The sequence below is a fragment of the Streptomyces spirodelae genome, assembly GCF_017676385.1.
Taxonomy (GTDB): Bacteria; Actinomycetota; Actinomycetes; order Streptomycetales; family Streptomycetaceae; genus Streptomyces; species Streptomyces spirodelae.
The window spans coordinates 58,528-79,423 of the sequence record NZ_JAFFZN010000016.1; the positions used below are offsets into that span (position 1 = coordinate 58,528).

13 protein-coding genes are annotated in these 20,896 nt (G+C 72.2%); 8 read left to right on the forward strand and 5 right to left on the reverse strand.

The features are described from left to right. Positions 1 to 46 precede the first annotated feature (46 nt). The 4 genes from JW592_RS18225 to JW592_RS18240 are packed head-to-tail and all read left to right on the forward strand — an operon-like array spanning position 47 to position 10,471. Complete coding sequence (locus JW592_RS18225; RefSeq protein WP_229376318.1) at positions 47 to 4,099, forward strand: DUF6079 family protein; 4,053 nt, start codon at positions 47 to 49, stop codon at positions 4,097 to 4,099. Continuing rightward, positions 4,099 to 6,957 carry a BREX-2 system phosphatase PglZ gene (gene pglZ / locus JW592_RS18230; RefSeq protein ID WP_209266194.1) on the forward strand — a complete coding sequence of 953 codons (2,859 nt, stop codon included), beginning with the start codon at positions 4,099 to 4,101 and terminating at the stop codon, positions 6,955 to 6,957. The genes JW592_RS18225 and pglZ overlap by 1 nt, the downstream gene beginning before the upstream one ends. After that, on the forward strand, positions 6,954 to 8,303 hold the full coding sequence (gene brxD, locus JW592_RS18235) for a BREX system ATP-binding protein BrxD (protein WP_209266195.1): 1,350 nt from the start codon (positions 6,954 to 6,956) through the stop codon (positions 8,301 to 8,303). Before pglZ ends, brxD begins: the two co-directional genes overlap by 4 nt. Further along, positions 8,300 to 10,471 carry a DEAD/DEAH box helicase gene (locus JW592_RS18240; protein WP_209266196.1) on the forward strand — a complete coding sequence of 724 codons (2,172 nt, stop codon included), beginning with the start codon at positions 8,300 to 8,302 and terminating at the stop codon, positions 10,469 to 10,471. Before brxD ends, JW592_RS18240 begins: the two co-directional genes overlap by 4 nt. 186 nt (positions 10,472 to 10,657) lie before the next feature. Here JW592_RS18240 and JW592_RS18245 read toward each other — a convergent pair whose 3' ends face one another. Then, complete coding sequence (locus JW592_RS18245; RefSeq protein WP_209266197.1) at positions 10,658 to 11,200, reverse strand: TspO/MBR family protein; 543 nt, start codon at positions 11,198 to 11,200, stop codon at positions 10,658 to 10,660. Between the two features lie 425 nt (positions 11,201 to 11,625). On the opposite strand from JW592_RS18245, the gene JW592_RS18250 reads away from it, so the two are divergent. The 3 genes from JW592_RS18250 to JW592_RS18260 are packed head-to-tail and all read left to right on the forward strand — an operon-like array spanning position 11,626 to position 15,168. Further along, positions 11,626 to 12,843: a lycopene cyclase family protein gene (locus JW592_RS18250; protein WP_209266198.1), complete on the forward strand. Its 1,218-nt coding sequence runs from the start codon at positions 11,626 to 11,628 to the stop codon at positions 12,841 to 12,843. 7 nt (positions 12,844 to 12,850) lie between these two features. Then, entirely contained in the window at positions 12,851 to 13,585 is a 735-nt protein-coding gene (locus JW592_RS18255; RefSeq protein WP_209266199.1) for a methyltransferase domain-containing protein, read from the forward strand. Continuing rightward, positions 13,582 to 15,168 (forward strand): FAD-dependent oxidoreductase, encoded by a 1,587-nt coding sequence (locus JW592_RS18260; protein ID WP_209266200.1) that lies wholly within the window; start codon positions 13,582 to 13,584, stop codon positions 15,166 to 15,168. Before JW592_RS18255 ends, JW592_RS18260 begins: the two co-directional genes overlap by 4 nt. Before the next feature lie 57 nt (positions 15,169 to 15,225). Here the strand turns inward: JW592_RS18260 and JW592_RS18265 are convergent, their stop codons facing one another. From JW592_RS18265 to JW592_RS33230, 4 genes are read right to left on the reverse strand one after another with little or no spacing between them, the layout of a single operon-like run. Further along, complete coding sequence (locus JW592_RS18265) at positions 15,226 to 16,227, reverse strand: Rieske (2Fe-2S) protein (protein WP_209266276.1); 1,002 nt, start codon at positions 16,225 to 16,227, stop codon at positions 15,226 to 15,228. Between the two features lie 8 nt (positions 16,228 to 16,235). Beyond that, a complete protein-coding gene (locus JW592_RS18270; RefSeq protein ID WP_209266201.1) occupies positions 16,236 to 17,234 on the reverse strand; it encodes a phytoene/squalene synthase family protein in 999 nt (332 codons plus the stop codon). Then, a complete protein-coding gene (crtI, locus tag JW592_RS18275) occupies positions 17,221 to 18,819 on the reverse strand; it encodes a phytoene desaturase family protein (protein ID WP_209266202.1) in 1,599 nt (532 codons plus the stop codon). The genes JW592_RS18270 and crtI overlap by 14 nt, the downstream gene beginning before the upstream one ends. Continuing rightward, complete coding sequence (locus JW592_RS33230) at positions 18,816 to 18,938, reverse strand: hypothetical protein (protein ID WP_267878039.1); 123 nt, start codon at positions 18,936 to 18,938, stop codon at positions 18,816 to 18,818. The genes crtI and JW592_RS33230 overlap by 4 nt, the downstream gene beginning before the upstream one ends. 693 nt (positions 18,939 to 19,631) lie before the next feature. Here JW592_RS33230 and JW592_RS18280 point away from each other — a divergent pair. Continuing rightward, complete coding sequence (locus JW592_RS18280) at positions 19,632 to 20,873, forward strand: cytochrome P450 (RefSeq protein WP_209266203.1); 1,242 nt, start codon at positions 19,632 to 19,634, stop codon at positions 20,871 to 20,873. Positions 20,874 to 20,896 lie beyond the last annotated feature (23 nt).

Below are 20,896 nucleotides of genomic sequence, written 5' to 3' on the forward strand. Positions count from 1 at the left end.
GTGGCCGGGCGGGGTCTCGTCGGGGTGTGGGGAGCTGAAGCGGCTGATGGCCAGGGACAGCAAGGTCGTGCTGAGGGACGTCCTCGAGATCAGGGAGGACGCCCACGCCGGCGATTACAAGATCGCGCTGTCACAGGGGTTCGGGGACGACGCGGCCGGTTCGGTGGCGGACTATGTGGTCACCGAGCAGTTGGCCAAGGAGTTCGACAAGGCACTGCGGCTGGTCCGTGGCGCTGTGCGGAAGAACACGTCGTACGCCGCCTATCTGCACGGCTCGTTCGGCGCCGGTAAGAGCCACTTCCTGACCGTGCTGCACGCCGTGCTCAACGGCGACGCGGCCGTCCGTGACAAGCGCCGGCTGCGAGAGGTGGTCGCCGACCACGACGACTGGCTGTCCGACCGGAAGTTCCTGATGGTGCCCTACCACCTGGTGGGCGCTGCCAACCTGGAGTCGGCGCTGCTCGGCGGCTACGTGAAGGTCGTACGCGAACTGCACCCGGACGCGCCCACGCCGTCGGTCTTCAAGGCGGACGCGCTGCTGGCCGACGCCCGTGCCCTGCGGGAGTCGGTGGGCGACGAGGCGTTCATCCGGCTGCTGCCCACCGCGGGCCCGGATGCGCCGGGCACGGGTGACGGGCTGGCGCCCATCGGCTCGGCACCCGCGGGGGGCGACGGGCTCGCGCCGATCGGTACGGCGGGCCCCACCGCGTGGGCCGGTGAGGAACTCGACGCGGCCTTCGCCGCACCGGCCGGGGACACGGGGCGCGAGAGCCTGGTGACGGCGCTCATCAGCGGGCCCATGAAGTCGTACGCGGCGAGCGCCGCCGGGGGCCCGGACGCATACGTATCGCTGGACGACGGGCTCAGCGAGATCAGCAAGCACGCGCGGACGCTCGGCTACGACGGCGTGGTGCTCTTCCTCGACGAGCTGATCCTCTGGCTCCAGGCCCGGATGCGGGAACGTACCTGGGTCAACGAGGAGATCCAGAAGCTGGTCAAGCTGATCGAATCCGGCAACGCCGACCGGCCGGTGCCGATCGTCTCCTTCATCTCCCGCCAGCGCGACCTCTCCCAGCTCGTCGGGAAGGACATCCTCGGCTCCGACGTGCAGAACATGGAGCAGGCGCTGGAGTATCTGAAGGAGCGCCTGACCATCATCAACCTGGAGGACCGCAACCTCCCGGAGATCATCAGGGAGCGGGTGCTCAAGCCCAGGGAGGGCAAGGAGGAGTTGCTCCGGTCCGCCTTCAAGGGCATCGACGCGTCGAACCAGCAGGTCAAGGACATCCTGCTGGACGGCGGCGGCGCCACCGGCGCGGGCTGGGAGGACTTCCGCGCCGTCTACCCGCTCTCGCCCGCCCTGCTGAACGTGCTGGTGGCGCTGTCCGGGGCGCTCCAGCGGGAGCGCAGCGGCCTCAAGCTGGTCCAGCAGTTGCTGGAGAAGAACGCGCACGCCCCGCTGGGCCGGCTCGTCCCGCTCGGCGACCTGTGGGACGTCCTCGTGGACGGCAACGGCGTCGCGTTCACCGACGAGCTCAAGCACGAGGCCAAGGCGGCCAGGGATTTCTACGACAAGGCCCGCCAGTATCTGCTGAGCAAGTACGGCGGGGCGGACCACTCCGACTTCGTCGCCGACGACCGCTTCGTCAAGACGCTGCTGCTCGCCGCGCTCGCCCCCGAGGTGCCGGCGCTGCGCAGGCTCACCGGGGCACGGCTGGCCGCCCTCAACCACGGCTCCGTGCACTCCCGGACGGTGCCCGTCGGCACCAAGGTCACCGAGCGGTTGAAAGCGCTGCAGGGCGCTTTCCCCTCCGAGCTGCGCACCGAGGGCGAGAACGATCCGGTCTTCTCCCTCCACCTGTCCGACCTGGACATCGAGCCGTTGCTGAAGGCGGTGGCCGGAGAGGACAAGGGCGGGGCGCGCAGGGTGTGGGTGAACGACCGCCTGTGGGAGCTGCTCGGTGTCAAGAAGGGGCAGTTGCTCGCCGAGAAGGAGCTCGTCTGGCGGGGCACGAAGCGCACCGCGGAGTTCGTCTTCGGTAACGTGGCCGACGCCCCCAAGCTCCCGGACGAGCAGTTCACCCCGAGCACGGACGGCAGGATCCGCTTCATCGTCGACTACCCCTTCGACGAGGACGACCGCTATCCCTCGGACGACTTCCAGCGCGTCATGAAGCTGCAAAGCGAAGGGCTCGTAGCGCCCACCCTGGTGTGGCTGCCCCACTTCTTCTCCGAGGAGCGCAACGCCCAGCTCGGACGGCTGATGCGGATCACCTTCCTGCTGGAGCGGAACCGGCTGGACGAGTACACCCGCAACTACGCCCCCGACGACCGCGCCAAGGCCCGGCGGGCGCTGGAGCTTGGGCGCGACGGCCTCACCGGCACGCTCGTCGAGGCGCTCGGCGAGGTCTACGGGCTCTCCGCGCCCACCGAAGGCACCACGTCCGTCCCCGTGGCCGAGGGCCGCCATGTGCTCTCGCTCCAGCCGGAGTTCTCCCGCCCCGAGGTCGAGGGCGGCAAGACGTTCGCCGACAACCTCGCCCGCCTCGCCGACGGCATGTTCGCCGCGCTGTACCGCAAGCACCCCGACTTCAGCGCCATCCGCGCGGGCCAGCCCGAGGCCGTCTCGGTGAGGGAGCTGCGGACCACGCTGGAGTGGATCACCCGGGCGATGGACGAGGGCGGCCGGGTGGAGGTCGACAACAACCAACTGGGCACGGTCAAGCGGATCGTGGAACCGCTGGAGCTGGGCACCGTGCACGACGGCCCGCTGGTGCTGCGGGCCGACTGGCGCACCCGCATCAACCAGGCCGCCGCCCAGCACGGCGAGCGGGAGCTGCTGCGGGTCGAGGACATCCGCCGCTGGATCACCCAGGAGCCCCTCGGATACGCGGGCCTGGACGCGAACATCGTCAATCTGCTCATCGCCGCCTATGCGCTGCTCGACGACCGCGCCTGGACGTACCACTCCGGGCCGGAGACCACGGCACCCGATCTGCCGTCGATCGGCCCCGGCTGGGCACTGCGTTCCCAGCCGCTGCCGGACGCGGAGGTGTACGAGGCCGCGCGCGACCACGCCGGCCGGCTCTTCGGCGTGGCCGCCAAGCCGCAGCCGTACGCACGGAACGTGAGCAGCCTGGCCGAGGCCGTCCGCGGCAAGGTGGAGGAGTGCGAGACGAACGTCTCGGGCGTGCGCACCACGCTGGAGCGGCACGCCGCGCTGCTCGGCCTGGACGGGTCCGAGCCCGCTCCCCGTACGGCGATGCTGCGCGAGGCGCTGGGGCTGCTGGCCCGGCTGAGCCGGCACGGCAACGACGCGACAGCGCTGGTCGAGGAACTTGCCGCCGTCTCGCACCAGACGCCTGCCCGGGAGCTGGCCCACACCATGGAGAGTGCCGGAGCGGTGCTCCGGGCTCTGGACGGGACGGACTGGCACCTGCTGCGGAGCGTCCAGGGCCTTCGTGACCGCGACGACAGCGTGGGAGACCGCGCGGGGCGGCTCCTGGACCGGATCGCCGAGGCGGCCCGTGCGTCGGAGTTCGAGCGCTCTCTCGTACCGGTGCTCACGTCCGTGCGGGAGACCGGCATGGCCATCGTGGACGCGGCGCTCCAACTGGAGCGGACGACCCCGATGCCGCCCCAGCCGCCGGCCCCGGGCCCCGAACAGATCCCGCTGACGGAGCACGGTGCCCCGCCCGTTCCCTCGCAGCCGGACGAGCCGGGTGAATCGGCGGCACCCAAGCCGGAAACCGGCCAGGACAGGACCGGCGGGACGGACGACGCGGCCACGGCAGGGACCGGCCCGGCGGCGCGCGCCGCCCGCAGGATCATCGGTGACGCACCGAGTGGACTGGAGGCGCTGCTCGCCACCGAACTGGCCGCCATAAGGCAGGAGATCCACACGTTCCGCGCGGGGCACCCGCACACGGCGGTGGAGATCATCTGGCGGGCCGTAGAGGAACGGCAGCCGACCACGGACGGGACCGGGGACAGGACCGGAGACGGCACCGCTGCCGCGCCCGGGGACGGGAGCCGTGACGATGACGCTCGCGGCACGGCCCGGGAGTCCGCGGGCGACGAAGGCGAAGGCGGTCGCTGATGGCCGCCCACCCTGTCGTAGGCCGCCGCGCCATCGAGATGCTGCTCCAGGTCGAGTTGCCGCAGTCCGAGGGAGAACGGCTCGTCCTGGTCGACGCGGCCTACGAGGACCGCGGCCGGGAAGCCGAGTTCACCGTCCAGATCAACGGCACAAGCCGGCACGTCCGGATCAGCGACCACGACTCGCTGCTGGGAGTCGTCGACGCCTGGCAACGGCACCGGGCCGAGGCAGACGAAGACGAGAACGGCGAGAACGGGGACAAGGACGAGGACAGGGTGCTCGTCGTGACCGGGCGGGTCCCAGCCGAGCAGCTCGGCTGGGATCTGCGTGCCCACGCCGTGCGGCACCGTCCCCTGCCCGTGGACCGGGCTGAAATCGTCAAACAGCTCTTCGGAGCCACCGACCTGGACCCCCGTATGTCCGGGGAGCGCTGGCTCCTCGACGCGCTGCTGGAGGCGGAGCCGGTGGACGGCGGCTGGCCACGTGCCGGCGCCGTCCTCACCCGGGACCGCGCGGTGCGGGCGCTGCTGGCCCAGCGGCTCGGACTGGGCGACACCACCTCCGACACTCTCGACCTCGACGCGGACACGCTGTTCGCCTGGTCCCGTACGCCGACCGGCCCCGCCACGTACGCGGCGCTCCCCCTCGCCGAACGCGAGGGGATCGCCGAGTGGCTCGCACAGGCCGCGGGACCGGCCGCCGCCACCCTGATGGCGCTGGCGGCCGACGGGCGGGGTGAGCAGGCGCTGCCGCTGGGGGCACTCGCCTCCGCGGCACTCTCCTCGGAGGCGGCCGAGGCAGCCGGGTTCGCGCTCGGCACCCTCTTCGGCCCGGCGCTCTCCTCCTTCGAGGCGCTGCGGCCCTTCGCGGACGCCGCGACCGGCGTCCTCACCCGCTGGATCGCACAGGCCGAGAGCAGCGGACCGCAGCGCGAGGAGGCCCGCGGTCGTGTCCTCGACGTCCTCGAGCACGCCGACCGGCTGTCGACGGAGGCCAAGCTCAGCCCGTTGATCGGCACCGACCGGCTCCTGCCGTCCGGCTACCGGCAGCGGCTGCGCGACCTGGCCGCTCTGCTCGGCGGACCAGCAGGGCCGGCGGAGACCGCCCTGCGCCACCTCACGGAGCACCAGCTCAGCACCGTTTACGCCGACTCCACGGAAACGGCCCGTGCCGCCGTGCGGCTGGTGCGATGGCTCCACCGCCCACTGCCGCCGGTCGAATCGGTGGGGCGAGCGGTGCGGGCGCACATGGCCTCGTCCGGGTGGGCCGATCTGGCGGTGAGCATCCTCGCCGAGGGGGACAGCTCGCGGGACGCCGCCGTGGCGGGCGCCTACGAGAAGCTGATAACAGCCGTACGAGCGCGGCGTGCGCGCCTTGACGAGGCATTCGCCCAGCGGCTCGCCGTGTGGACCGAAGGCGCCTCACAGCAGGCACCGGGCGGCGCCCTGCTCATCGAGGACGTTCTCACGGAGGCGGCCGCACCACTCGCCCGCAACGGCGGCAGACCGCTGATCCTCGTCCTGGACGGGATGAGCGCCGACGTGGCCGTCCAGCTCGCCGGAGAGCTGGACCGGCGGGTGTGGACCGAGGTGGTACCCAAACCCGGGCCCGGCCGGCAGCCCGCGCGGCAGGCCGCCGTGTCGATGGTGCCTTCGGTGACGAGAATCAGCCGGGCGTCGTTGCTGTGCGCGCGTGCGGAGGAAGGCGGGCAGAACAAGGAGCGGACCGGATTCGCCACCTTCTGGAAGCGGCGACGCCGTGAGGCACAGCTCTTCCACAAGGGCGGCTACGAAGGGCCCCCCGGTCACGGGCTGGCGCCTGAACTGCTCCAGACTCTCGCCTCCGACGACATCGTCGGTGTCGTCCTCAACACCATCGACGACGCGCTGGCCGACGGCCGCGAAGGCATCGCCGGCCGGTGGAGGATCGGCGACATCGCCAAACTGCCCAACCTGCTCAACGCCGCCCGCGACTACGGCAGGCCGGTCCTGCTCGTCTCCGACCACGGCCACGTCCTGGACCGCACTCCGCGCACGCATCAGCAGACCGCGGCCGACGGTGTGCAGGGGGCACGGTGGCGCACCGGCACCCCCGAGGACGGCGAGATCCTGCTGGCGGGTCCCCGAGTCGGAGCCCCCGGCGGCCGGGCCGTCCTCCCCTGGCGCGAGGACCTGCGCTACACGGCCCGGCAGGCCGGCTACCACGGCGGCGCCTCACTCGCCGAGGTCACCGTCCCCGTGATCACTCTCGTCCCGTCCGCAGCGCTGATCCCCGACGGGTGGACACTGCTGCCGGCCGAGGGCACTGCACCGGGCTGGTGGCGCGGCGAGCAGGACCCCGCGCCCGACTCGGAGCCGCCCGCCACCTTCGAGGCCACCGCCGCCACGGGCACCGGGAGCCCTGCGGCATCCGCACCTCCCCTCGTCGAGGTGCCGGTCGCCGCCGTCGACAGCGAGGCCGCAGAGGGAACGCGCGGGCCGCGAACGGAGCCCCGAGCCGAGCCCGCCTCCCCGACACCTGGCCGAAACAGCCTCGGGGAGCGCGTCGTGCGCTCCGACCCGTACGAGGCACAGCGCAAGTTCGTCCGGGGCATCCAGGGCGACAAGGGGGACACAGCCGTCGCCGCCGCGCTCGACGCGCTGGTGGAGGCGGGCGGGAAGCTGTCACCCGGTGCGGTGGCCGCCGCGGCCCAGTCCGCCACGGGCCGGTCGCAGCGCAACCCGGAGAGGTTCGCCACCGTCCTGGAACGCCTGCTCAACGTCGACGGCTACCCCGTGCTCCAACTCGTCGAGTCCGGGCGCACCGTCCAACTCAACAAGGCGCTTCTCGAAGAGCAGTTCCTGGGAGACGTCGAATGAGCACCCCCGTGTCCGAGGTGAGTGCCGCGCGGCGGCGCGAGGTCGTCGACGCACTGCGGCGCGGCACCGTTCCGCAAGCCGGTCTCGGCCTGTTCGCCGTCGGTCTCGAACGCTTCGAGACCGCCCTGGACGACGACCTCGCCACCGTGGCCCGGGACGGTTCGGCCTTCCACGCCCTGCGCGGCGAGTACGGCTCCGGCAAGACCTTCTTCGCACGCTGGCTCGCCGAACGCGCCAAACGTCGCGGGCTCGCCGTCAGCGAAGTGCAGATCTCCGAAACCGAGACGCCCCTGCACCGGCTGGAGACCGTCTACCGGCGACTCGTCGAACGTCTCACCACGGCCACACACCGGCCCTCCGCCCTCCGGGCGGTCATCGACTCCTGGTTCTTCGCGCTGGAGGAGGAGGCCCTGGCCGACGGCGCCATCGCCGACGACGACGAGGCAGCACTGGCACAGGCGGTGGACGAACTTCTGGAGCGGCGACTGGCCGACGTCGCCCGCACCACGCCCGCCTTCTCCGCGGCGCTGCGCGGCTACCGGCAAGCGGTGGCGGCAGGGGACGGGGCACACGCCGAGTCCCTCATCGCCTGGCTCGGCGGGCAGCGCTCCGTGGCGGCCTCCGCCAAACGCGCGGCGGGCGTGCGGGGCGACCTGGACCACTTCGGCGCGCTGGGCTTCCTCCAGGGCCTCCTCACCGTGCTGCGGGACTGCGGGCACCCTGGTCTGCTGCTCGTCCTCGACGAGGTGGAGACCCTCCAGCGGGTGCGCTCGGACGTACGGGAGAAGTCCCTCAACGCTCTGCGCCAGCTCCTCGACGAGATCGACGCGGGCCGCTTCCCGGGGCTCTTCCTCGTCATCACCGGCACCCCCGCGTTCTACGACGGACAGCAGGGCGTGCAGCGCCTCGCTCCCCTCGCCCAGCGGCTGGCCACCGACTTCACCACCGACCCGCGCTTCGACTCCCCCCGCGCCGTACAACTGCGCCTTCCCGGATTCGACCTGCCGGCCCTCGGCGAACTGGGACGCAAAGTCCGTGACCTCTACGCGGGAGCCGCCCGTCACCCCGAGCGGCTCGCGGCCCGCGTCGACGACGCCTATCTCGACGAGCTGGCCCGCGCGCTCACCGGCTCGCTCGGCGGCAAGGTCGGTATCGCCCCGCGTCTGTACCTGCGCAAACTCGTCGCCGATGTCCTGGACCGGGTCGACGAGTTCGCGGACTTCGATCCCCGCACCCACTACGCCCTCACCCTGAACAGCGCCGAACTCACCGAGACCGAACGGAGCGCGGCCGTCGGCGCCGGCGACGTCGAACTGGACGTGGACCCGGACCTGGACCCGTCATGAGGCAACCGGTCGAGGTCCTGGACCTCCTGGACCCCGTCCTCGGACACCACATCGTCAACGCGCTGGGCTGGCGCTCCCTGCGTCCGCTCCAGGAAGCGGCCGTGGAACCGCTTCTTGGCGGCGAGGACGCCGTCCTGCTGGCCCCCACGGCCGGGGGCAAGACCGAGGCAGCCGTCTTCCCGCTGCTGACGCGCATGAACCGGCACGGCTGGAAGGGCACCAGCGTGCTGTACGTGTGCCCGCTCAAGGCGCTGCTCAACAACCTCCACCCCCGGCTGCGGACGTATGCGGAGTGGCTGGGCCGTACGGTCGAGCTGTGGCACGGCGACGTCACAACGCCCCGGCGCCGCCGCATCCTCTCCCACCGGCCCGACATCCTCCTCACCACGCCGGAGTCCCTGGAGTCCATGCTGGTGAGCACCCATGTCGACCACCGGGTCTTCTTCTCGGGGCTGCACGCCGTCGTCGTCGACGAAGTGCACGCCTTCGCGGGCGACGACCGGGGCTGGCACCTGCTGGCCGTCCTGGAACGCCTGAGCCATGTCGTCGGGCGCCCACTCCAACGGGTCGGACTGTCGGCCACCGTCGGCAACCCCGACGAGCTGCTGACCTGGCTCCAGGGTTCGGGACAGGGGCGTCGCCCCGCCCGGGTCATCGCCCCCCACCTCGGCGAAACCGAACCCGGCACAGCAGCCGCGCCCGCAGCGCCGCCCACAGCAGCCGCACCTTCCCCCTCCGGCGACATCGAACTGGACTACGTCGGCTCCGTCGCCAACGCGGCGACGGTGATCGCCGCCCTGCACCGGGGGGAGAAGCGCCTGGTCTTCTGCGAAAGCCGCCGCACGGTGGAAGAGCTGGGCGAGCAACTGCGCCGCAAAGGCGTGACCACCTTCCTCTCCCACGCCTCGCTGTCCGTGGCCGAACGTCGCCGCGCCGAGGATGCCTTCGCCGAAGCCCGCGACTGCGTCATCGTCTCCACCAGCACTCTGGAACTCGGCATCGACGTCGGCGACCTGGACCGCATCATCCAGCTCGACGCACCGTCCACCGTGGCTTCGTTCCTCCAGCGCCTCGGCCGCACGGGACGCCGCCCCGGAGCCTCCCGCAACTGTCTGTTCCTCGCGCTCGACGAAGCCGGGCTGCTCTCCGCGGCGGCCCTTCTGCTGCAGTGGTCGCGGGGCTGGGTCGAACCCGTCGTGGCCCCACCCGAGCCCCGTCACCTGGTGACCCAGCAACTGCTCGCCCTGTGCCTGCAGGAACACCGTGTCGGAGAGAACCTGTGGCGGGAGTGGTGGGGCGGAATCGGCCCCTTCGGGCCCGGAGCGGCACCCGTCGTGCGCCACCTGGTCGAGCAGGGATATCTGGAACAGGACGGTGGAGTCCTGTTCATCGGGCCCGAGGCCGAACGCCGCTACGGGCACCGGCACTTCATGAACCTTACGGCGGTCTTCACCGCGCCCCCCGAGTTCGCCGTCTACAACGGTCGTTCCGAGATCGGCCGCACCGATCCCGACCTGCTGACCGAGGAAGTCGCCGGTCCGCGCAAGCTGCTGCTCGCGGGACGGAGCTGGCTGGTGACGTACATCGACTGGAGCCGCAGGCGCTGCTTCGTGGAACCGACCGACGAAGGCGGACGCGCCCGCTGGAGCGGCTTCGGCGGAGACCGGGTCTGCTCCTTCGCCCTGACCCGAGCCGCCCGCGATGTCCTGCTCGGTGCGGACCCTCCCGTAAGCCTGACGAAACGGGCCGCCGTCAGACTCACCAAGGCCCGCGACGCACACACGGACTCGGTGCACCCGGACGGAACCGTTGTCACCCGTCTCCCGGACGGCGACATCCGCTGGTGGACGTGGGCCGGCCACCGAGCCAACGCCACACTGGCCGCCTCACTGCCCTCCGTCGTCGCCCCGCAGCGACGATTCGCCGACCACTGGATCCGGCTCCGGGACGACGTCACCCCGGCCCGCTGGAAGACCGCCGTCGCGGATGCCGCCGCTGGGATGTGTCTTCCGGAGGTCGACGCGCGTGCGGTGCGTGGGCTCAAGTTCGGGGAAGCGCTTCCTCCCCGTCTGGCCGAGGCGACACTCGCCGCGCGCACCGCCGACGAGGAGGGGGCCCGTGCGGTCCTTGCCGCACCAGTGCGCTTCACCACACTCGCCCGCCAGTAGCCGGCGTCGGATGCCACGGCCCGGCCTGGCGATCGTGGCGGGCGGTCACGACGTGAAGCCGTGCTGGACGCCGTCATCCTGGAAGCGGCGCCGCATCAGGCAACCACCGAATCCGCACCGGTCGAGCCTCCGGCGACCTCGCGGTCCTCGTTTCACGGCTGCCCCAACCGGACGGCGTGGACCGGATCACGTGTTGAGCAGCCAGATGGAGAGGTTGAGAGCGGCGGCGAACGCGACCCATGCCATGTAGGGCAGGAGCAGCACAGCCGCGGCCCGGCGCCGCCGGCCGAAGGCGGCGACGGTGCCGGCCAGGGCGACGAGCAGGAGACAGATGTCGACAAAGGCCAGTCCGTAGGCGTCGGCTGCGAAGAACAGGGGGGTCCAGGCGAGGTTGAGAGCGAGCTGCACGGACCACCAGGTCATCGCCACGACGTGGCCGGTTGTCCGAGAGCGCAGTACGAGCCAGGCGGCGACGGCGATCGTGCCGTAGAGCACGGTCCACACAGGGCCGAAGAGCCATCCCGGTGGAGCCCAGGACGGTTTGGTCAGCGCCTGGTAGGTCTCTGCGGAGTCGGCGGCGGCGAAACCACCTGCCGCGGCCACCGCGTAACACACCGCGAGCAGCAGGAGCAGCGTCGGCCAGCCCGCGCGCGGCCGGCCGGTCGGCTCCCGGCCCGTCGGCTCCCGGCCCGTCGGCTCGCGACCGTCGTCGCCCGTCAGCTCGGCCATTGTTTCCTCCGATCGATCACCGGGCCAGGGTGCCTGAGCGCGGGGCTGGTACACGGCGTGCGCGTCGGCGTCGCCGTTCCGCTTGCTCCACACCGGTGACACCTGGTCGCGAGGTGTGATCGAACGACCGGGAGAGGCCGGCCTCCTGTCGTTGGGGGTACTTGGCCGTGGCGCCTGGCATCGGCCAGTGGAACGTGGTCCGCTGGACCGGCGGTCGCGGCTGCGCCACTCGTCGTCGACCCCCCGCGGCTGCCACGTTCGGACAGGGTCCGGCCGGGAGCGCAGAGCGAGCAAGCCGTCCCCGGCCTCCGTGCGCCACAGGTATCGCGTCGACCGAGGAGCACCATGGACCGACGAACACCGCCGGACACCGAGCCGCAGCGCACGGCCCCGGACGGAACACCCGTCGTCGAACGGCGAGCACGGTGACCCCCCGCGACGCCGAAGCGCACGACACCGTCGTCGTCGGAGGGGGTGCGGCCGGTCTCAGCCTGGCGCACCGGCTGACGGAGGCCGGCGCTTCCCCCGTGACCGTGGTCGAGCCGCCGGACGGTCCGCTGCGCCCTGCGGAGCGGACCTGGTGCTACTGGGAGTCGGGCGTCGACGGCCTCGAAGAGGTCGTCAGCGCGTCATGGTCGAAGCTGCGGGTACACGGCGCCGACGGCCGCCCTGTCACCGTCGAGCCGGCCCCGTTCACTTACCGCATGGTGCGGTCGACCGACTTGGAACGCATGGTCCACGGCCGGCTGGCCCGGTCGGACGGCGGGCGTCTGTTGCGTGCGACGGTGGAAACGGTGTGCGCCCTGCGCAAAGGAGCGGAGGTCCGGTGCACGCTGCCGGGGGGCTCGTCCCTGACGCTGCGCGCCCGACGCGTGTTCGACTCCCGACCGCTGCCCGCCCTGCCGCCGGCGCGTACGCGGTTGCTCCAGCACTTCCGCGGCTGGTTCGTGCGCACCGACACCGACCGGTTCGATCCCGCGGTCGCGGACCTGATGGACTTCCGGGTCCCGCAGCCGGCGCACGGGCTCGCCTTCGGCTACGTGCTGCCGCTGGCGCCGGACCGGGCGCTCGTGGAGTACACCGAGTTCTCCGGCGCGGTGGTGAGCACCAAGGCGTACGAGTCGGCACTCGGTCATTACTGCCGCGACATCCTGGGACTCGGCGCGCTCACGGTGGAGCAGCCGGAGCAGGGGGCCATCCCCATGACCGACGCACGCTTTCCGCGGCGGGTCGGAGCCGCCGTGTTCCGCATCGGGACCGCGGGCGGCGCCACTCGGCCGGCCACGGGCTACACCTTCGCCGCGGTGCAGCGACAGAGCAGAGCCATCGCCGCCACCCTGGGCGACGGGCACGAGACCGTGCCCGCGCCCTACGGGCGCCGCGCGCTGGCGATGGACGCGATCCTGCTGCGTGCTCTGGACACCGGGCGGATCAACGGCCCTGACTTCTTCACCAACCTGTTCCGGCGCGTCCCGGCCGAGCGCCTCCTGCGCTTTCTCGACGGTACGACCTCGTCCCGGGAGAAGTGGCGCATCGGACTGCGCACTCCTGTTCGGCCGATGCTCTGCACCGCGGCCGAACTGCCTTTCCTGCCCCGCCGTTCCTGGCCTGCCGTTCCCGGCCTGCCGTACGAATCGGAGTAAGCCACCGATGAGCCTGCTGCGCGACCACGACCTGGCCCGCGCCTTCGACCACGCCTCCCGCACCTACGACAGCCTCACCTCCCTCAACCCCGGCTACCACACCGACCTCCTGCGCTCGGCCCGCCGTCTCGGGCTCCCCGACGGCGGAGCCGGACTGCATCTCCTCGACATCGGCTGCGGCACCGGCGCCTCCACCCGGGCTCTGCTCAGGGCCGCGCCGCGGGCCCGGATCACCGCCGTGGACGCGTCCGCCGGCATGCTGCGTCGCGCGCTGGCCAAGCCGTGGCCCGCGCGTGTGCGCTTTCTCCACCTGACCGCCGAGGAACTCGCGACGGCCGGCGAAGGCCCCTTCGACGCCGTCTTCGCCGCCTACTTGTTCCGCAACGTCACCGATCCGGACGCGGTCCTGCGGAGCGTTCGGAGTCTGCTGCGGCCGGGCGGGCGTCTCACCGCCCACGAGTACAGCCTCAGCGGCTCGCGGGTGCACCGAGCGCTGTGGACGGCGGTGTGCCACGGGCTCGTCATCCCCGCGGGCACGCTCCTCGGCGACCGTGCCCTGTACCGCCATCTGTGGCACAGCGTCCTCGCCTTCGACACCGCCCCCGCCTTCGCCGCCCGGCTGGGCCGTACCGGCCTGACCTCGGTGCGTGTCGCTCCCGTCGCCGGATGGCAGACGGGCATCGTGCACACCTTCCTCGCCCGCAACGGCGGCACGCCCACCGCGAGAAAGGACGAGCAATGACCGCCCGGCGCACTCCTGCCGCCCGCCGCACTCCTGCCGCCCGGCGGGGCCGGGACCGCAAGGCGGAGATCCTGTTCCCCGCACCCGGCGCGGAGCGCTTCCGACGTGGGGACGAGCCGTCCGTCGCGGTGATCGGTGGCGGAATCGCCGGTCTGGCCGCGGCCACCCTGCTGGCCGAACGCGGCGCCCACGTGACCCTGTACGAGAAGGAGGGCTCGCTCGGCGGCCGGCTCTCCGGTCGGCGCACCAGGCTGGCGGACGGCTCCGCGGTGACCATGACCCGCGGTTTCCACGCCTTCTTCCGTCAGTACTACAACCTCCGCGGCCTGCTCCGCCGCACCGACCCCGGCCTCGCACGGCTCATCCCGCTGCCCGACTACCCCCTGCGGCACAGCGGCGGCCTGACCGACAGCTTCGCCCACATCCCGAGGACCCCACCCCTCAGCGCGTTCGGCTTCGCCGCCCTCAGCCCTACCTTCCGTCTGCGGGACCTGGCCACCATGGACGCCCGGGCCGCACTCCCGCTCTTCGACGTGCGCGTACCCGAGGTCTACGCACGCTTCGACAGTGTCACCGCCACCCGAATCCTGGAAGCGGTGCGCTTCCCGGAGGCCGCGCACCACCTGGCCTTCGAGGTGTTCTCGCGCAGCTTCTTCGCCGACCCGAGTGAACTGTCGGCCGCCGAACTGCTGTTGATGTTCCACATCTACTTTCTCGGATCGGCCGAGGGCCTGCTCTTCGACGTGCCGAGCGAGCCCTTCCCCCAGGCGCTCTGGGACCCGCTCGGCGACTACCTCCAGCACCTCGGCGCGGACGTGCGCACCGGCACCTCCGTGCACGAGATCGTTCCCCACGACGGCGGTGGTGCAAAGGTGCGTACCGACGCCGGTACCGACCTCCACCAGGCAGTGGTGCTCGCTCTCGACACCGGGGGGCTGCGGCAGATCGTCGCCGCGTCACCCCGCCTCGGCACCTCTGCCTGGCGTGACGGCATCGCCGCACTGCGCACCGCACCGCCCTTCCTCGTCTCCCGGCTCTGGCTCGACCGGCCGGTCCGCTCCAAGAGGCCCGGATTCCTCGGCACCAGCGGCTACGGCGGGTTGGACAACATCAGCACTCTGGAGCGGTACGAGGGCGAGGCCGCCCGCTGGGCCGCGCGGTCCGGGGGATCAGTCGTGGAACTGCACGCCTACGCCGTCGATCCCGCGGCCGAGCAGAAGGACGTGCAGGACATGCTCATCGACCGACTCCACCAGGTGTACCCGGAGACCCGCGAGGCGCGCATCGTCGACTCCCGGCACGAGTGGCGCTCGGACTGCCCGCTCTTCGAAGTCGGCTCCCACCAACAGCGCCCCACCGTGCGCACTCCCCACCCATGGCTGACCCTGGCCGGTGACACGATCCGCTGCGACCTGCCCGTCGCCCTCATGGAACGGGCAGCCACCACCGGCTTCCTGGCGGCCAACGCACTGCTCGCCGACCGGGGTGTACGGGGGCAAGTGCTGTGGACGGTCCCGCGGTCGGGCCGTTCCGCCCTGCTCCGGGCGCTCGGGGCGGTCGCGGGACGCCGCCCTTCCTCCTGACCCTCCGCCTGACCCGTGGCATCCCGCACGCCGGTGTGGGATGCCACCGGTGCGGGCTCATCCAGGGAACCGCCCGGTGCTGCGCAGCGTCCAGCGCCGTTGGGCGTAGGCCAGATCGTCGCGCCACAGGCGCCCGGCCGTACGGCGCATGAGTGGTCGCAGCACGGGGGCCACGGCTCGGGCGAGGGCGAAGCCCGGCCGCTGGGAAGTGGCGACCATCGCCTCCACCACGGCGGTGCGCGGATGATCGTGGTTCAGCCTCGTCAGCGGTGTCGCGTGCGTCTCCACCACGGACGTGCTGCCTTCGCCGCCGGTGATGCGCATCACGACCGTGCGCGGCTCCGGCGCGGTGAACTCGGCCCGCACCGGGACCACCAGACGCCCGGCCACCCGGAAGGAGACATCGACGACGAAGGCGTCGTCGTCCTCCCCGCCACGGGGTTCCCGCACCACCGACAGGTCGACGAACGAGTACGGGTGGAACCACGAGCCGTGCCACGGATCGAGCCGGTTGGCCACCACGTCCTGCGGCTCGCACCGCCCCACCGCCGTGAACACCGCGTCCACACCGCTCCCTGCCACGGGGCGCTCAGGCACCACCGGGAGCTCAGTGGGCTCCTCCCCGCCCACCTCGTCCAGCCGTACCCAGACGAGTACGCCGTCGTCGTGCACGGGGAACGGCTGCCAGCCACCGGACGCGGAACCGTCCAGGGCAAGGCCGTGCCAGTGGCACACCAGAGTGCCGCACACCACCCGGCTGTCGCGCAGAGGAGCCCCGAGGTGCGGGCAGACGCCCGGCCCCGCGCGCAGCCCACCGTCGTCCGAACGCCACAGCACGACCTCCAGGCCACCGACCGTCCTGCCGTACGGGCGGTCGCCCGCGCGCACCTCCCGGGAGGCGCCGACCACGAACCAGTTGCCGGACGGCCGGGCCGACGCCCGCTCGAGCGCGTCGGCGACGAGTGCCGGCCGCGCCTGACGCCAGGTCGGTGCCTGCGCCGCCCAGTCCGGGCCGGAGGGCCGACGTCGCAACGGCGGGGACCAGCGCTTGCCGCCCATTCGCTCACTCACCGCGCCGCGCCCTTCTCCTCGGCTGCTCGACGGGGCTGCCACAACCGCCCGGCGCGTGCGCGAGCGTGCCACCGGGCACCGGCCACGCGCAGCACACCCGCCGCGGCGACGGTCGCACGACGCCGACGGGACACCACCGCACGACGGTGCAGCACGGTGTAGTCCTGCTCGGCGATCGCGTCGAGAATCCCGCCGTAGAGGGTGAACGCGGCACGGATGCAGGGACGCACCCGCGGATCGAGCATGGCGATGCCCGGCTCCGCCGCCCGGTACATCTTTCGCGTCATGGCCTCCGCCGCGACGAGAGCGGCCCGGATCCGGGGGTCACGGCGTCCAGTGCGTCGGCTCCACTCCAGCAGGGGCCTGTCCACACCGTTTGCCGCCAGCAGATCGCCGGGCAGGTAGACGCGGCCCCGGTCGAGATCCTCACCCACGTCGCGCAGGAAATTGGTGAGCTGGAAGGCCACACCGAGCGCCGCCGCGTGCGGTTCCGCCTCCTCCCGGGCCGTGACAGTGCCGAGGACCGGCAGCATCTGCAGACCGATCACTGCCGCCGAACCATGCACGTACCTCTGCAGATCAGCGTAGGTGGGGTAGTCCGTGACGGTCAGGTCGGCACGCATCGAGGACAGGAAGTCGGCGAAGAGCGCATGACCGATGTCGAACCGGTCGGCGGTGTCGACGACGGCCCGGACCACCGGTTCGCCGCTGCCGGCGCCGGTACGCAGTCCGTCAGCGAGATCGTCCTCCAGACGACGCAGCAGCCGGTCGCGCTCCTCGGTCGTATGGTGCCGGTCGAGGTCGTCCACGATGTCGTCGGCCCAGCGGGCGAAGCCGTACAGGGCGTGCACGGCCGAGCGTCGTTCGAGCGGCAGGAGACGGGTGGCCAGGAAGTAGGTCCTGCCGTGGCGGGCGTTGAGCCGACGGCACTGCGCGTAGGCAGCACGGAGCGCGGGGTCGGTGATCCGGGCCGCGTCCAGTTCACGACGGGACATCAGTACCCGCCGGAGCCGGAGCCGCAGATGTGTCCGCCGTGGCCAGGGACGGGCGCGCTCGTGCGGACCGGCGGCCGGTGACGCCTGTGCCACCGGTGACGCCTGTGCCGCCGGTGACGCGCGCGGCCGCGAGTTTGCCGCTGATGAGTACGGTCGGTACGCCGACGCCCGGAGTCGTCCCGCATCCGGCGAGTACCACGTTCTCCACCTCTCGTGGGAGGTTGCGCGGGCGGAACGGTCCGGTCTGGGCGAACGTGTGGGAGACCGAGAAGGGACTGCCGGCCGCATGGCCCTGCCCTGCCCAGTCGAGCGGCGTCACCAGGAGCTCTTCCTGGACGCTGTCCGCGAACCCGCCCAGGCCCCGGCGCTCCAGTTCCTCGACCAGGCGGTCGCGGTATCGGGGGCCGAGCTCCCGCCATGTGGCGGCCGCGGGACCGACAGTGGTGTTGGGGCAGGGGGCGAGGACATAGTGGAGGTGGCGTCCCGGCGGCGCCAGGGCGGGATCGTGTGCGGTGGGGCGGGTGATCAACAGCGAGGGGTCGCTCATCAGCTCGCCCGCACGGGTCAGCTCGTCGAACGTGCGCTCCCACGCGGCGCCGAAGGAGATCGTGTGGTGGGCGAGGTGGGGCCAGGTACGGTCCGTGCCCGCGTGCAGGATCACAGCGGACGGTGAGTGACGCAGCCGTGCCGGACGCCGTGGCCGGCGTCCCAGCAGTCCGTAGGCAGCGGGCAGCTCACACGTCAGCACCACCGCGTCGCAGGGGATTCGCTCGCCAGAGGTCAGGCGGACAGCACGCACACGGTCTGCCGAGCGCTCCAGTGTGCACACTTCGGCGGTCCAGCGCAGATCGGCGCCCGCTTGTGCGGCAGCGTCGGCCATGGCGCGCGGGAGCGCGTGCATGCCGCCCTTCGGAAACCAGACGCCGGCCACGGTGTCCATGTACGCGATCACCGCGTAGGCCGCGAGTGCCCGGGCGGGGGCCACGCCGACATACAGCGACTGGAAGGAGAAGACGCGGCGCAGGCGGTCGTCGGAGAGGAAGCGGCGGATACGGCCGTCCAGCCGTCCGAACCCGCCCAGCGCCGCCAGCCGCGCCAGATCCGGGTGCAGGAGTTGGAAGGGTGAGTCGAAGTTCGTGTCGATGAAGCGGCGCATCTGCGCCCGGTACAGCCGCCCCAGCCACTGCCGCAGCTCGCGGTAGCCGGCCGCCTGTGCCGGTCCGGCGAAGCGCCGCACCTCCGCCTCCATCGCCGCACCGTCGGTGTGTACGTCGAGCGCGGACCCGTCCGCGAAGCAGGCCCGGTAGGCCGGATGAAGAGCCGTCAGCTCGACGCGGCGGTGGAGGCTGTCGCCGACGGCGGCGAACGCCTCGTCGGCCAGGTGCGGCATGGTCAGCACCGTCGGGCCGGTGTCGATCTCGTATCCGCCCAGGCGCACCCGTCCGGCCCGGCCGCCAGGACCGGCGTCCCGTTCGACGACGGTGACCCGGCGGCCCGCACCCAGCAGGTGCAGGGCGCAGGCCAGTCCGGACAGCCCGGCACCCACCACGACGACATGGTCGGTCGGCCCCGGCACCCGCTTCACGCGACCTCCTCCGCACGGCGCGGAGCCACGCCGGCCGCGCGCCGGACCGGCGCGCCGAACTCCCGGCGTACGGCCGGGCGGTCGACCTGGGTGGCCACCCTCGGCGGCATCGTGGGCATGCGCACAACCCCTTCTCACTCCCGGTCACCTGCGCACAGGTGCTTGCGCCGAGTGTCCTGATACGCATGCGATTCCTGCCCGGTACGGCACTCGTGCCGGGTTGTCTCACCCCAGTGGCCCAACAGCCCGAGGCCCATGGGCACCGACCCCGGGACACGAAAAAGCCCAGGGGCCGTCTGACGATGCGAGGCCGGCCCGTCTACTGGTGGGCGACCACGGAGCTGGTGGCGGTCGGAGTGGAGACAGGCCGACGTGCTGGGCTCGCCTCCGCAGACCTGAAGGGCCCGGTCGTCGGCCAACCACCTTGTAACGGGAGCCTGTTGGCCGTAGGGCAGAGGGGTGAGCAGCATACTTCCGCTCTCTGGCGGCGGGCGGACGCTTGTGGTTAGCTGCTGCGCGTCGGACCGGCCCTCGGCCGGTAACTTCGCGCAGAACGGGGACGTTCATGGCCAAGCGCATGCTGTTCAAGGCGGCGACCAAGCTGGGCATCACCGTCAAGGGGGCGGCCGGCGCCTACCCCTGGGTTCCGTAGACATCTGTTGACGTAGACACCTGTTGACCCCCTAGGCATCGCGCCACTGGCAGTTCCACGGCGGCCCGGCCCTGGCACCCACCGGGGCCGGGCCGCCCGCGCCTGAGCTCTGCCAGCACTGTCCGGAGGACTGCCGGCACTGTCCGAAGGAGAGGGATCCGTGCTCCGTCCCCCCGCGCCCACGGGGTTCTCACCCGCCGAATTCCTGGAGAGATACGAGCAGGACCGCCTCGGCACGCTCGGCTCCGCCGTCCGGCAGCACGGCCCGGTCGTACAGCTCGCCGAGGACACCGTGCTGGTCAACGACCCCGCCGCGGCGCAGGAGGTGCTGCGCCGCACCAACACCGACTTCCTCGTCACCAGCACCATCCGGCGCGACGAGGTGAGCGGTGTGCGCGACGATCCGGCCACGCAGGAGTGGATGCGCGGTCGCCGGGCCACCCAGCGGGGCATGTCTCCCGACCCGCTGCGGGAGCACCGGCGGTGGCTCACCTCCGCGGCCGACGCGCTGTGCCGGCAGTGGCGGACGGCGGGCGACATCGCTGACCCCCTCCTGAGCCTGGAACAGCTCACTGCCCGGTCCTTCACCACCTACTGCTTCGGTTCGCGGGATGCCGGCCCGGTCCCCGGCCACACGGCCGAACTGCTGGCGTCCATCACCCCGCTGATCGCCAGCCCGTTCCAGCTGCCGCGGGCGCTCCGGCGGTTTCTCCCGCGCTACCGCCGCTCGGTGCGTGCGCAGAGCGCTCTGGAGGACGAGCTGCGCAGCGCGCTCGCCAGGCCCGGCAGCGGTGGACTCGTCGACGCGCTCACCGCCTCCGGGCTCGGCACGGAAGCCGTGGTGCGCATCCTCGTCTCCAGCGGTCTGGCCTCCTACCGGGTGCCCGCGGCCGCCGTCACCTGGTGCCTGGTCGCCCTGGCCGACCACCCTCGGACGGCCGACGAATGTGCGCACGCACTCCACTCGGCGGAAGAGGGGAGCGTGCCGGAGTACGTACGGTGGACGCTCGCCGAGACGCTCCGGCTCTGGCCGCCGAACTGGCTGATCGTCCGCACCGCGCGAGGCGAGCAGGAGGCCGCGGGCTGGCGGATACCCGAGGGCGCCGCCGTGCTGATCTCCCCGTACGTGCTGCACCGGAGCACGGCGACGTTCGGCGACGACGCCGACCGCTTCCGCCCGGAGCGCTGGCAGGATCTGAAACCGGAAGCCGGCACCTATATGCCGTACGGCATGGGCACCCGCTGGTGCGTCGGCAAGGCGCTGGCCGATGTCGAGCTCTCGACCCTGGTGAGCGTCCTGGCCGGCTCGCTCCGCTTCACCGTCACCGGCATGGCGACCCGGCCGGACGTCCGCACCACCCTGCTGCCGGCGGGACTGACCATGAGCGTCACCGCCCGGTGACGGTCTCGTTCACCCCGCTCCAC